Annotated in this window: 12 protein-coding genes; all 12 read right to left on the reverse strand. The window is 51.3% G+C overall.

Annotated features, from left to right (window positions below; genetic code table 11):
* Nucleotides 1-44 precede the first annotated feature (44 nt).
* The 12 genes from MKY82_RS32445 to MKY82_RS32500 all read right to left on the reverse strand — a co-directional run bounded on the left by MKY82_RS32445 (nt 45) and on the right by MKY82_RS32500 (nt 12772).
* Nucleotides 45-803, reverse strand: a complete 759-nt coding sequence (locus MKY82_RS32445) for an SDR family oxidoreductase (protein WP_071218728.1) — start codon at nt 801-803, stop codon at nt 45-47.
* Between the two features lie 110 nt (nt 804-913).
* The gene (locus MKY82_RS32450; protein WP_071218727.1) at nt 914-1666 is read right to left on the reverse strand and encodes a glucose 1-dehydrogenase; all 753 of its coding nucleotides are present in this window, start codon (nt 1664-1666) and stop codon (nt 914-916) included.
* A 19-nt stretch (nt 1667-1685) separates the two neighbouring features.
* Entirely contained in the window at nt 1686-2150 is a 465-nt protein-coding gene (locus MKY82_RS32455; protein ID WP_339295102.1) for a MarR family transcriptional regulator, read from the reverse strand.
* A 364-nt stretch (nt 2151-2514) separates the two neighbouring features.
* Nucleotides 2515-3156: a nitrite reductase gene (locus MKY82_RS32460; RefSeq protein ID WP_339295103.1), complete on the reverse strand. Its 642-nt coding sequence runs from the start codon at nt 3154-3156 to the stop codon at nt 2515-2517.
* A gap of 87 nt (nt 3157-3243) precedes the next feature.
* Nucleotides 3244-5673, reverse strand: a complete 2430-nt coding sequence (locus MKY82_RS32465; RefSeq protein ID WP_339295104.1) for a heavy metal translocating P-type ATPase — start codon at nt 5671-5673, stop codon at nt 3244-3246.
* Nucleotides 5674-5709: 36 nt separating this feature from the next.
* On the reverse strand, nt 5710-5910 hold the full coding sequence (locus MKY82_RS32470) for a cation transporter (protein WP_194540064.1): 201 nt from the start codon (nt 5908-5910) through the stop codon (nt 5710-5712).
* Between the two features lie 287 nt (nt 5911-6197).
* Nucleotides 6198-6521 (reverse strand): metal-sensitive transcriptional regulator, encoded by a 324-nt coding sequence (locus MKY82_RS32475; RefSeq protein WP_339295105.1) that lies wholly within the window; start codon nt 6519-6521, stop codon nt 6198-6200.
* A gap of 171 nt (nt 6522-6692) precedes the next feature.
* Nucleotides 6693-7238, reverse strand: coding sequence for a hypothetical protein (locus MKY82_RS32480; protein ID WP_339295106.1), 546 nt, complete (start codon nt 7236-7238; stop codon nt 6693-6695).
* 215 nt (nt 7239-7453) lie between these two features.
* Nucleotides 7454-9541, reverse strand: a complete 2088-nt coding sequence (locus MKY82_RS32485) for an alpha-glucuronidase family glycosyl hydrolase (protein WP_339295107.1) — start codon at nt 9539-9541, stop codon at nt 7454-7456.
* A 195-nt stretch (nt 9542-9736) separates the two neighbouring features.
* Nucleotides 9737-10753, reverse strand: coding sequence for an endo-1,4-beta-xylanase (locus tag MKY82_RS32490; protein WP_339295108.1), 1017 nt, complete (start codon nt 10751-10753; stop codon nt 9737-9739).
* 167 nt (nt 10754-10920) lie between these two features.
* Nucleotides 10921-11856: a carbohydrate ABC transporter permease gene (locus MKY82_RS32495; RefSeq protein ID WP_339295109.1), complete on the reverse strand. Its 936-nt coding sequence runs from the start codon at nt 11854-11856 to the stop codon at nt 10921-10923.
* Between the two features lie 52 nt (nt 11857-11908).
* Complete coding sequence (locus tag MKY82_RS32500) at nt 11909-12772, reverse strand: ABC transporter permease subunit (protein ID WP_233355146.1); 864 nt, start codon at nt 12770-12772, stop codon at nt 11909-11911.
* Between the last annotated feature and the right edge of the window lie 137 nt (nt 12773-12909).

The following is a 12909-nucleotide window of genomic DNA, read 5'->3' on the forward strand; positions in this document are numbered from 1 at the left end:
AGTCAAACCCGGTATTCCGGTGCTTGACTGGTCTTTTATATATATTACAGCGTCAATCCGCCATCAATCGTAACCAGCGAGCCTGTCATGTAGCTGGAGCCTGGGGAAGCCAGGAAAGCAACCACGTTCGCGATTTCATCCGCCTCAGCCGGGCGTCCCATCCGCATGTTGCCCACTTCCTCAGGCACGTAGCCCCCTTCCATGAAGGACTTGGCTACCGCTGCCGTAAGCGGCGTCTGAACGCCTCCCGGACAAATCGCGTTCACGCGAATGCCCTGCTTCACGTATTCCAGCGCTGCTCCCTTCGTCAAGCCCACCACCGCATGCTTGCTTGCCGAATAAGCGGCTGCACTGTGCTCGCTGCGGATACCTGCCGTGGAAGCGGTGTTCACGATATGTCCGCTGCCCTGCTCCTTCATGACTTTCAACACATACTTCATGCCGAGGAAAGCACCCTTAACGTTCACGGACATTTGACGGTCAAATTCGTCCTCGTCGATATCATCCAGCATCGAAAACTTCTGCACGATGCCTGCATTGTTGAAGAAGAAATCGATTCGGCCGTAAGCTTCAACCGCCCTGTTTACGTAGTTCTGGACATCTTCAGTTTTCGTCACGTCCGCTTGCACGAAGATGCCCTCTCCGCCCTGCTCCTTGATCAAACGCAGCGTTTCTTCGCCGGCTTCCTTGTTGAAATCAACGAGCACTACCGCTGCACCGTTCTCTGCCAGTTTCAAGCTGCTGGCTCTGCCGATCCCGCTGGCTGCGCCGGTAATGACAGCGATCTGTTTGTTATCGGACATGAAACAACACTCCCCTTGATGAAAATATAAAATGAGTTCTAACCGAGTTTGTATCCCTATCGTTTCTGTTGTTCTATAGCTTATAAATACAGGTCAATGGAAAGCATGACTTACTTCGCGAAATATCCGCCGTCAATCGGCAGCTCAACGCCTGTAATATAGGAAGACTCATCCGAAGCAAGGAACAATACGCCGCGTGCGATATCTTCCGCTTTGCCCAGGCGAGGAAGCGGAGTCTGGGATTGGAACCACTGCATCATCTGCTCATCCTTGAACAGATCCACGGTCATTGGCGTTTCGATGTAGCCAGGGTGAACCGAATTGCAGCGGATGTTATGCTTCGCAAAGTCCACGGCCGTGGCTTTGGTCAGCATGCGTACCGCGCCTTTGCTTGCCGTGTAAGGACCGGCGCCGCTGCCCCCTGTCAGGCCGGCAATGGAGGAGATGTTGACGATGGAACCGCCGCCGGCTTCGATCATGTGCGGAATGACATATTTCTGACCGAGGAATATGCTCGTAACGTTAATCGACATCGTCTTCTCCCAGCCCTCTACCGTCAAATCCATGAACGGTGTTGCATTGGAGACACCGGCATTGTTGACCAGAATGTCGATCTTGCCGAATTTTTGAACGGTCTCGTCCACGACACGAACCCAGTCTTCCTCGGAAGCTACATTGTGCTTGAATCCAATCGCTTCGCCGCCAAGGGCTTCAATCTCCGCTACAACGTCTTTGATCTTGTCTTCCTGTAGGTCCGTAATCGCAACCTTGGCTCCCTCCTGCACAAACAAAAGAGCGTCAGCTTTACCCATCCCACCTGCTGCACCTGTAATGATTGCTACTTTATTGTCTAATCTCCCCATGGGAAACCCTCCTGAATATTTAGTCGTTGGTTCGGCTATCTTCTTTGGACTGCCCGATCTTAAGCTGCAAATGTTCAATCATCTTCTCGTATGAAGCGATTAACACATCCATCTCCTGATCCGAGAAATCCGACCATAAGCCTTCATTCAATTCACGGTACTTCGCAATCATCCGGGCTTCAACTTCACGGCCCTGCTCCGTAATCTTAAGATAGACCTGACGCCTGTCCTCGCTTGACGCCACCCGTTCGATATAACCCTTACTGACCAGCTTGTTGCTCAAGTTGGTCACAGCCGAAAGCGTAACATTCAAGGCATTGGCAAAATATGAGCTCGTCTGCTGCCCCTCATACGCCAAGGTCTGAAGCACGTAGTACTGCGGGCCGGTCAAATCATTGTCCAGAATCTTGGCATAGTTCGCCACAAGCGTCATCATCTGACGGGCAACCATGTTAGATAATTGTTCCCTCTTATCCAGTTTCATCACCTCGATGCACAACGAAGTCCTTACAAATATATTACAATTTTAAATAGTTAAAAGATTTTAACAATCTAGATTGTATACCCTTTCACATCGATCGTCAACCACGTTAAAATGCCCAATATGGTTGTTATTCCCACTGCCCTCATCCATAAAAAACAACATAAAAAAGCTCCCGTGTCGCAATTATGGAAGACAAAATGCGTTCGGAGTTGATCTCGCTTGATCGATCCAAGCAAGGATCCCAGTGGATAGCGTGTTCTAATCTATAGAAAAAAGAGCACCCTCAGGTGCTCTTGAAAGTATATCCATCCTCGTTTGGGCGTATCCTATTCACCCAAAAGGTGATGCCTGTTAAGCCTTACGTTTACCCTGCCGTATCCATCCGCGCATCCAGCGTGAGTTGACGCAGCTGCTCGATCGTCATGCGATCCACGAAGCGGGAGAACTTCTCTTTCTTCTTGCCGTTCTCCTGATAGACGGCGATCAGCTTCAGGATGATCGGAGCCAGCTGATCCGGCGCTAAATCCGTGTGCAGCGGCTTCGCCAGAGCAGCCTTCAACCCTCTCGGCTCTCCACCAACATAGATATCATAGGTATTCCTCATCTTCATCACGGCAATATCTTTCAGCAGCGGTTCGCTGGTGCCAAGCGCGCATCCAGCGTAACCGATCTTTAGCGGATTGGGTACAGGATGATCGGCGATCGCTTCATCCAGCATCTTAGCAACATCCAGTCCCGAATCCTCCGCCCCCCGGCAAAAGTTGCAGGTGATCAGGCTCTTGGAGACAAAGCCGGCGGGATGAACCTGAAGTCCGGCAGCCTCCAGCTTCACCTTGGCTTCTTCCACCCGCTCTGCATCCATCTCCACGTAGAGCTGCTTAAAGGTAGTCATCTCAATGCGGGCGTCCTCGCCCACGATGGAGCCCAATACGGCCAGCTGATCCGGGCGGAACAGCGTTCCGCCCACTTCAAAGCCGGGTGTCACTGCAAATTTTTGCATGGCCAAATGTCTACACTCCCATCAAGTTACCCAAATATCATTCTCTTGCTCGATTACCAATCATACTCTATATAAAAGGTCTGCCAGCGTTCGTTATACCTTCATCCGCTGCAGGCGAAGGGCATTCAGCACGACCGATACAGAGCTCAGTGCCATGGCGGCCCCAGCCACCCAAGGTGCCAGAAGCCCGATGGCGGCAATCGGAATGCCAAGCGAGTTATAGCCCAGCGCCCAGAACAGGTTCTGACGGATGTTGCTCATCGTCTTGCGGCTCATGTAGATGGCATCCGGAATGCTGTTCAGGTCGCCCTTCATCAGCGTCACGTCAGCGGCTTCCATTGCCACATCCGTACCTGTGCCGATGGCCATGCCGATATCGGCAACCGCAAGGGCCGGCGCATCGTTAATGCCGTCGCCCACCATGGCGACCTTCTTGCCCTGCTGCTGGAGCTTTTTCACTTCATCCGCTTTGCCTTCCGGCAGAACCTCGGCACGCACATGGTCGATGCCAACCTGCTTCGCGATGGCCTGTGCCGTGCGTTCATTGTCCCCGGTAATCATAATGACCTCAATGCCCATTTCTTTCAATCTCGCTACGGCAGCACGGGACGTCTCCTTGATCGTATCTGCCACAGCCACCAGACCTGCATATTGGCCGTCTACAGCCGTCAGCATAGCAGTCTTGCCCTCGGTTTCAAGCTCCGACATTCTGCCGAGGATCGAATCAATCGGCACGTTATGCTGTGCCATCAGCTTACGTGTGCCTACCAGCACCTCATGTCCTTCCACGCTGGCACGGATGCCGTAGCCTGGAATGGCTTCAAAATGCTCCGCAGCCGGAAGCCGCGTTCCTTTTGCTTCAATCCCGGCCACAATCGCTTCGGCAAGCGGATGCTCGGAGCTCTTCTCAGCTGATCCGACCAGACGAAGGAACAGCTCTTGATCAAAGTTATGAACTTCCACATCGGTCAACTCGGGTTTCCCTTTTGTTACCGTTCCTGTTTTATCCAGAATAATCGTGTTGATTTTATGGGTAGACTCCAGATGCTCCCCGCCCTTGAACAGAACGCCCAGTTCTGCAGCGCGGCCCGACCCGGCCATGATCGAGGTCGGTGTAGCCAGACCCAACGCACACGGACAAGCAATAACCAGAATCGCGATGGCAATTTCTAACGATTGCGCGAAATTACCAGGCGTTACCCAGAAGTACCATACGAGGAAGGCAACAATCGCAATGCCCACCACGATCGGAACGAAGATGCCGGAGATGACATCAGCGACCCGCTGAATCGGAGCCTTGGAACCTTGGGCTTCCTCAACCACCTTGATAATTTGCGCTAGAGCGGTCTCTTTACCCACTTTCGTCGCTTCAAGCGTCAAGCGCCCGTTCTTGTTTATGGTGGCGCCGATGACGGCGTCGCCCGCTTTTTTCTCAACCGGAATGCTTTCACCTGTCAGCATCGACTCATCTACCGCCGACGCGCCCTCGACCACTTTACCGTCCACCGGGATTTTCTCACCTGGCTTCACCAATACAAGATCACCCACCAGGACCTGTTCCACCGGGATAGTCATCTCCTGACCGTCACGAACGACCAGCGCCGTTTTGGCTTGAAGCCCCATCAGGGTTTTGATAGCCTCCGAGGTACGGCCTTTGGCCAGGGATTCAAACAGTTTCCCCATAATGACCAGCGTGATCAGCACCGCACTCGTTTCATAGTACATTTCGGGCCCATGGTGTGCATTTGCTCCGGCAGCGGCCCAATCGATCGTTAAATACAGACTGTAGAAATAAGCTGCCGAGGTACCGAGCGCGACCAGAACGTCCATATTGGCGCTTTTGTTGCGGAGAGCCTTATAGGCTCCCACGTAGAACTGTTTTCCGATAAAAAACTGTACTGGCGTGGCCAGGATCAGCTGGAACCAAGGGTTCATGAACAGATCCGGCATCCAGATCCAGGAGGTGAAGGAGAAATGGCTCACCATGGCCCAGAGCAGCGGCAGCGACAGAATCGCCGACAGGAGCAGCTTCCGCTTTTGCTTGGTGATGGCCTCCTTGCGGTGACCTTCCTGATCAAGCGTCTCCTGTTTGGAAACCGCCTGATACCCGAGCTTCTCCACACGCTGTTGAATATCGCTAAGGCTTACCTCTGCGGGATTGAAATCCACCCGGGCCGTCTCCAGCGCAAAATTGACGTTGGCCTGATTAACACCTGGCATCTTGCTTACCACTTTTTCGATTTTCGTAGCACAGGCGGCGCAGTACATGCCAATCAGCTGCAGGTCCACGGTTTCCTTTGCCGTTCCGTAACCCAGCTTTTCAATTTTCTCTTCCATCTGCTGGACGGAAACCACATTCGGATCAAATGTAACCGACGCTTTTTCCAGCGCAAAATTCACATTCGCTTCCTGGACGCCCTCCATTTTACTTAGACCCTTCTCAATCCGATTCGCACAGGCGGCACATGTCATACCCGTTAACTGCAGCGACGTTTTCTTCTGTTCCATTGTTCCTGCTCCCATCTTCTCCTCACCCCTCTTCATCCTCGTGCCGTTTGATTAAACTACGTTATATCCTTGTTCCTCGATAATTTCTTTGATTTTATCCAAGTTGATTTTGCCTGCGTCATATTTCACGGAGACCGTGCCTGCCTTCAAATCCACATGTCCCTCGATGTTCTCATTCTTTAAAGCTCCCTCAATGGAATTCACGCAATGCATGCAAGACATACCTTCAACTTTTATTGTTACCTGTTCCATGTTCAATCTCTCCTTCGGGTTATGAATTATTTTGAGCAGCCCTTCTAAAAGCGTGCCCGGAATTAGTTTTGAACGGGTTGTTCTCGTTTCTTGATGTTAGTATACCCCCCTACCCTATATATAGTCAATGGGTTTTCTCATTTTTTTTGAAAAATAAGTCGTCGCTATGATTTAACCGCATAACCGTGCGGTATTGTTCACCCTGAATAAACACTTACTGCCACCTTTAGAAGGTGGCAGCTCCATGGAAAGTCATCATAACCAGACCGTCTCCAGTCAGAATTCCATTATTTCATTAACTTGTTCATGGTTGTTAACAACTCGGTTATAACCTCATCGTCGCCTTCCTGCAGGCGCTCCACCACACAGCTCTTCATATGATGCTCAAGCAGCAATTTGCTGACGCCGTTCAAGGCCGACTGAATCGAGGAGATCTGGTTTAATACATCGTCACAGTACGTATCCTTCTCAATTAATCCTTTCACGCCGCGAATCTGTCCTTCAATTCGGTTCAACCGGCTGACGAGGTTGCTTTTTGTTTTATCGGAATGATGGCTCTTCCGTTCACTGGTTACTGCGCATGCATCATGTACATGTTCCTCGACTGTCATACCCATTCCCCCCTTGATCACTACTTCATCTTATTCTAACCCTATTCTCAGTATATCATATAGCCCCCCACCCTATAAAGCCCAGCTTCTGAAATGAAGTCCATCTCTTTAACAGCATGCCGTTCTGTAGATCCTGGTTTTTGCACACAAAGATTATCGCCCTGTCCTGAATCACTTGCCAGAGGACGCGTAGTAACTATCAAGAAACAAAAGGGTGTCCGCGTACCCATCATGAAACATGGATGAAAAGATAAAAATATTCCGCGCCTCTTCTTCTGTTTCGGGCGCATTTTTCTCGAGGAACTTTCCTTTTTTATAGTCATAGAAGTAATCCAGGATATCATCGGACTGTGATGGCTCATATTGCTCCCCATATCGTTGTTTGATCTCGTCTATTTGCATTCCTATTTCAGCACCGCGCGTTGTTTGATAATGACCTTTCGATTCTTCCTCCATCCTGATCGCGACAACGGCATCATCTCTGTAGAACACCGCGATGCCGGAATCGTAATCAAATACGCCCCTGGCATGCTCTTGGCCTTTCCCAAGCACTTCTTCAGCTTCCGCACGATTCATGCCGTAGAATACCTTCTGGCCATTGTCTAACCGCACGATTCCCATATCTTCTGCGGTAAACTTCTCTTTAGGCTCATCGCTTCCACTGCAGCCTCCGAAGACCAGGATCAACAATATCAACAAGCAGAAGTATCTAATCATGTACTCCTCCTCCTTTGGAGTTTTTTTACAAGATTTTACCATATAAAACTTTGCACAGGGCATTATTTTTTACCTGGGAAGTATGTCATCAAAAGTGCATGCTCACAAAAGGTTCAGCATTCGAACAGTATTCAGCCAAGAAAAAAGATGCCCCATCAGTTCCGAAATCTGATGGGGCACCCCCCTATATTTTCGTATTCAGTTATAAAATGAACTTAATATATCGTCCGCCCCTGTTCATCCGGCACGCCGGATTTACGGAAGAAATACGTGTTGATCACATCCCGCCAATGCTTCGCATGCTCGGCTTGATCCGTGAGCCGCTCCGTCACTTGAACGAAGCGCTCCGGATCGACCTTTCCTTCCAAAGAGGTCCAGGCCTCAAGCAGTCCTGCCGCTGCTTCCGCCCCGCCAAAATGTGAGTCATAGATATGCTGAATCACCGTTTTGCCGGATTTCAGCACATGGGAATACGGCACATGATGGAAGAACAGCAGCAGCTCGTCAGGACAATCCGCCAGCGAATCATATCGGGCCTTATTCGGCCCGAAATACTGCGCGGTATAGCCTGTACCCGATATCACCGTGCGATCGACGCCCATCCCGTCCCGATCGGCGAAATGGTACGTGCCCCACCTTGAATATTCATAGCCGTCCACATCCGGACCGTAATGCGTATGCGGCGTAATCATCCAGCCCACCCCGAGCGGGGCGGTATAGCTTTCATAGATCGGCCACGATTGCATCAGCATGTCGCATACTGTGTGGACCACCGTGTCGTCATTGCCGAAGGTCAGCCTCGTCCATTCATCCGCGATCCCCTCGGAGGACAATTCCGGATCCCAGATCAGACGTCCGAAGCCATACAGATTCGCCTGTGCCAAGGTGTGTCCCGTCCAGTTCTCATCATTTCCGATGTTGGAAACGGCGGCGATCCCGCTGTATTTCATGTCGTGCAGCGAACCGTTCACGATCTTCTTCACCTCGGACCCCGACCCATTCGCATAGGTATCGAAATCCAGCACCTCTTTCCACTGCGGCACCAAATAGCATACGTGGCGCTGCTGCCCCGTATATTCTTGGGCGACCTGAAACTCCAGCACTTGATTGGTCTCTTTCATGCTGCCGAACAGCGGCGACACCGGTTCCCGCACTTGAAAGTCCATGGGCCCGTTCTTAATCTGCAGCAGCACATTGTCCTTAAACCTGCCGTCCAGCGGGGTAAAATGATCATAGGCCGCCCGCGCTCGGTCTGTGCTGCGATCGCGCCAATCCTGCATGCAGTTGTATACGAAGCAGCGCCAGATGACGAGCCCGCCATGCGGCTCCAAGGCCTCAGCGAGCATATTGGCGCCATCGGCATGGTCCCTTCCATAGGCAAACGGGCCGGGGCGATGCTCCGAATCCGCCTTCACCAGGAAGCCGCCGAAGTCCGGTATATGATCATAAATCTCATCCGCCGTATCCTTCCACCACTGTCGAACCTCTTCGCTCAGCGGATCGGAGGTCGATACGCCGCCGATATGCAGCGGAGCCGCAAAGTTAATGCTCAAGTACAATGAAATGCCATATTCCCGGAAGATATCCGCGACCTTCGCAATCGTCGGCAAATATTCCGCGGTAATGAACTTCGTCTCGATCTCATGCACATTGACGTTATTAATGGAGATAGCATTCAATCCCACGGAAGCCAATAAGCGGGCGTAGTCTCTTACGCGATCCAGATTTTCGGTGAACCGTCCGTTTTCGTAAAAAATCGAGTGGCCCGAGTACCCGCGTTCCACCGAGCCGTCGGCATTGTCCCATTGATTGATCATCCGCAGTCCGTTCACTGGCTGCTCGGTCACCTTCAAACCGGTTAACGGTTGGTGGGAGGCCAGCAATCTCAACAAATGAAACACCCCATATAATACGCCTTTGCCCGATCCACCGGTCAGTACCAGCTTTTCCTGCTGCCCTTGGATTGAATGCTCCAGCTGAAAGCCTTCTGCGCCTAGCTGGGCTGCCATCCGGCTCCTGTCCTCGCCTAAGTCGACCCCATCTATTTCTCCCACGCCGGGTTCGGCTGATGTCGAGATGCGCACCTCGAAGTAAAATGAAGACGGGGCCTCGGACGTGATGACCGGGACAATACCCAGCATGGATTGGCACGCCCTCTTCAGTTCCTCCATGGCGGCGTTCGCAACCCGCGACTGCTGCAGGTCTGCTACAATCGTGCCGAACAGTCTGCTGTATCCGGAGGCAAGCTCCCGGTCCTTGATGGGCGCATACTGCAGCCACGCTTTATATAAAGTGCTGTTCAATGTCAGTTCCTCCTTCTTTGGCCAAAAGTCAGTGCCATCTCTTCGGATTGCCGTTGTTATAAACCCCCGCTTCCCGTCAAGACCAAAATACAGATGCCGGCCACAAGGACCGGCAACATGACAAGCTGATGGGAGCCTTAATCGCATATATTGCTTTCTATTTGATTAGGATGAACTTGATCCGTCCAAGACGGATTACACCTTGACCATATGCTCCACCAAGCGATGAAACGCCGGTTTCGGCTGATGCCGCTCATCGAACAGGAAGGGCCAATTCTTCCGCCCCCGTACCGGGAAATTATCCAGCCAAGTGTAATCGTCGGCAGCTCCCCAGAAGGTAACGGACGTAATATGATCCCGGTACTCCTTCAGAATGCCAAACATCGCCTCATACCGCTTGGCTTGAGCCTCCAGAAGTTCTTCCGGCGCTTCGGTCAGATCCTTCCGCTTGTCTTCAAACCGGAACATCGATACATCGAGCTCGGTGAGTTGAAGCTGCAGGCCGAGCGATGCATACTTCTCGATCGCGGAGCGGATATCATCAAGAGCCGGATCGTACAGATTCCAGTGCGCCTGCAATCCTATGCCATGGATCGGCGTTCCTTGATCCAGCAGCGACTTGACCAGCGTATGGATTTTGTCCCGCTTGTGCGGGTGGGACTCATTGTAATCGTTATAGAACAACAACGCCTCCGGGTCGGCTTCATGAGCATAATCGAATGCCTTGGAGATGAACTCCGGACCCGCAATGTCCAGCCACTTGGACGGACGGAGAAGTTCGGCGCCTTCATCCGCAATTACTTCGTTGACAACGTCCCAGGCGTAAATATCGCCTTTGTACCGCTTTACGACCGTGTCGGTATGCGACTTTAACCGTTGGTACAGCGTGGCTTTATCCACCAGGTTCCCGTTCTTGTCTTCGAACAGCCAATCGGTTGTTTGGTTATGCCATACCAGTGTATGGCCGCGCATCTTCATTCCATGCTTGCGGGCGAAAGCGGCAAGCCGGTCCGCATCCTCGAACGTATACGTATCCTCCGCCGGGTGCACGCTGACAAACTTCATTTCATTTTCCGCCGTGATGCTGTTGAAATGATAGGATAGCAATTCCTCCTGCGTTTCGATCGTCCGCGGGTTCACGGCTGCTCCAATGAGAAAGTCATCCGCGAACATTTCCTTCAGCCTGGGTTCACTTCGCTGCGTGTTAGACATACGCAATCCCTCCTTGAATTTAGAGATCATAGCAAGATTGATGGTTTATGATCATGATGCAACGACATCGGTTGGTCGATAGCAGCCATCCAAGCATGCTCCAGACCATGCACCGTGCGTACAGGGAGCCGTGCACACGATGTACTTATTTGGCGACTCCAGCAGGCTTACCCTTTCACCCCGCCAAGGGTCATCCCTTGCACGAAGTATTTTTGCAGGAACGGATACACCAGAATGATCGGCACGCTGGCCACAATGGTCATCGTAGCCCGTATAGAGGTCGGGGTGACCTGGTTCGCACCGCTTTCCGAGCTTGCAAACTGGCTTGCATAGTCGTTGCCCGAATTCAGCGAGGAGTTCGAATTCTGGAGTATTTTCATCAACTCATACTGCAGGGTGCTAAGCTCACTGTATGAAGAGTTATACAAGAATACGTCAAACCAGGAGTTCCACTGGGATACCGCCGTAAACAGCGATACCGTAGCAAGTACGGGCACGCATAGCGGAAGCACGATTTTCATGAAAGTCGTGAATTCACCGGCGCCGTCGATCCGGGCCGATTCCAGAATTCCCTCCGGCAGTCCTTCAATGAAGGAACGGATGACGATAACGTTAAACACGCCGATCAGACCCGGAATGATGTACACCGAGAAGGTCCCCAGCATGCCCAATTCGCGAATCAACAGGAAGTTCGGAATCAAACCGCCGCTGAAATACATCGTCAAGATGAAGGCAATCGATACAAATTTGCGCAGCACATATTCCGGACGGCTGATGGTATAGGCCACCATAGCACAGCAGAATACGGAAGTGATCGTACCGATCAACGTACGCAAAACCGAGATGAAGGTAGCGTGGAATATCGTGGCCTCGTTAAATACATATTTATAATTCTCCCACGTGAAATCCCGCGGCCATAAATAAATGCCGCCTTTTACCGAATCCGTCGCATGGTTGAAGGAAACCGCGAGCGTATTGATGAACGGGTACAACGTGACAATCATGAGACAGATCATGAACACAATGTTAAAGGTATCGAATAACCGGTCCGCGGGAGACTTGAACCGGGCGTGGGTCCGTGGTGAATCTGAAATCTTCGCCATATGAATCCTCCTGTACGTTTTCTGATAGAGAACGGTCCTCGCAAGCTTTCGCTTAGAACAATCGATCTTCGCCCAGTCTCTTCGCGATATGGTTGGCCGTGAACAAGAGTATGAAGCTGACGACCGTCTTGAACATGCCGGCTGCAATCGAGAGCGAGAAGTTGCCCATCTGAATACCGTATTTCAGCACGAAAATATCCAGGTTCTCGGAATAATCCACGTTCATGCCGTTACCAAGCAAATATTGCGGTTCAAAGCCGGATTCGAGCAGGTTGCCGATATTCATGATCAGCAGGATGATGAATACTGGCTTTAGACCCGGCAAGGTGATGTTCCAGATCCGTTGAAAGCGTCCGGCGCCATCGATTTCCGCCGCCTCGTACTGCGAGGGATCGATCATCGTCATGGCTGCCAAATATATAATGGTGTTCCAGCCGACATTCTTCCATACTTCCGAAACACCGAGTATTCCCCAGAAATATTCCCCTTCCCCAAGCCATAAGATCGGTTCCTTAATAATCCCGAACCACATGAGGAGTTCATTGATAATCCCGCCGTCTGCGGACAGAGCCGTCGAAATAATGCTCGCTGCCACAACCCAAGAGATGAAATGGGGCAAATAACTGATCGTCTGCACCACCCGTTTGAACATCAAATTACGCAGCTCATTGAGCAGGATCGCTAACACAATCGCCGTAACAAAACCTAAGACAAGGTTGATAAAACTCATAGCGAGCGTGTTGCGCATGACCCGGAGGAAGTGTTCGTCCTGAAACAGAAAGGTAAAATGCTGCAAGCCTACCCATTCCTGATCGAATATCTTCTTGGCCGGTTTAAAATCCTGAAACGCGATGGTCCAGCCCCATAGCGGCAGGTACTTAAAGACAAACAACCATATCAAAAAAGGGATCGACATGAAGACCAGCGCCTTCTGCTGCAGCAGCTTCTGGAAGAAGCTTTTTTCGCCTGATGGCGGTTTATCGTTCAAACCAGTATTGTTTTTCCGTTGTTTATTGAAGAAACCTTTCGATACCGCCGGCGTTTCACGTAGCG

The organism is Paenibacillus sp. FSL W7-1279 (assembly GCF_037969845.1).
Taxonomy (GTDB): Bacteria; Bacillota; Bacilli; order Paenibacillales; family Paenibacillaceae; genus Paenibacillus_AQ.

Excerpts from the sequence above, each read along its gene's own strand:
- MKY82_RS32465 (WP_339295104.1), bottom strand. The coding sequence starts at position 5,673 with ATGGGAGCAGGAACAATGGAACAGAAGAAAACGTCGCTGCAGTTAACG.
- MKY82_RS32480 (WP_339295106.1), bottom strand. The coding sequence starts at position 7,238 with ATGATTAGATACTTCTGCTTGTTGATATTGTTGATCCTGGTCTTCGGA.
- MKY82_RS32475 (WP_339295105.1), bottom strand. The coding sequence starts at position 6,521 with ATGACAGTCGAGGAACATGTACATGATGCATGCGCAGTAACCAGTGAA.
- MKY82_RS32450 (WP_071218727.1), bottom strand. The coding sequence starts at position 1,666 with ATGGGGAGATTAGACAATAAAGTAGCAATCATTACAGGTGCAGCAGGT.
- MKY82_RS32470 (WP_194540064.1), bottom strand. The coding sequence starts at position 5,910 with ATGGAACAGGTAACAATAAAAGTTGAAGGTATGTCTTGCATGCATTGC.
- MKY82_RS32495 (WP_339295109.1), bottom strand. The coding sequence starts at position 11,856 with ATGGCGAAGATTTCAGATTCACCACGGACCCACGCCCGGTTCAAGTCT.
- MKY82_RS32500 (WP_233355146.1), bottom strand. The coding sequence starts at position 12,772 with ATGTCGATCCCTTTTTTGATATGGTTGTTTGTCTTTAAGTACCTGCCG.
- MKY82_RS32490 (WP_339295108.1), bottom strand. The coding sequence starts at position 10,753 with ATGTCTAACACGCAGCGAAGTGAACCCAGGCTGAAGGAAATGTTCGCG.
- MKY82_RS32445 (WP_071218728.1), bottom strand. The coding sequence starts at position 803 with ATGTCCGATAACAAACAGATCGCTGTCATTACCGGCGCAGCCAGCGGG.
- MKY82_RS32455 (WP_339295102.1), bottom strand. The coding sequence starts at position 2,150 with ATGAAACTGGATAAGAGGGAACAATTATCTAACATGGTTGCCCGTCAG.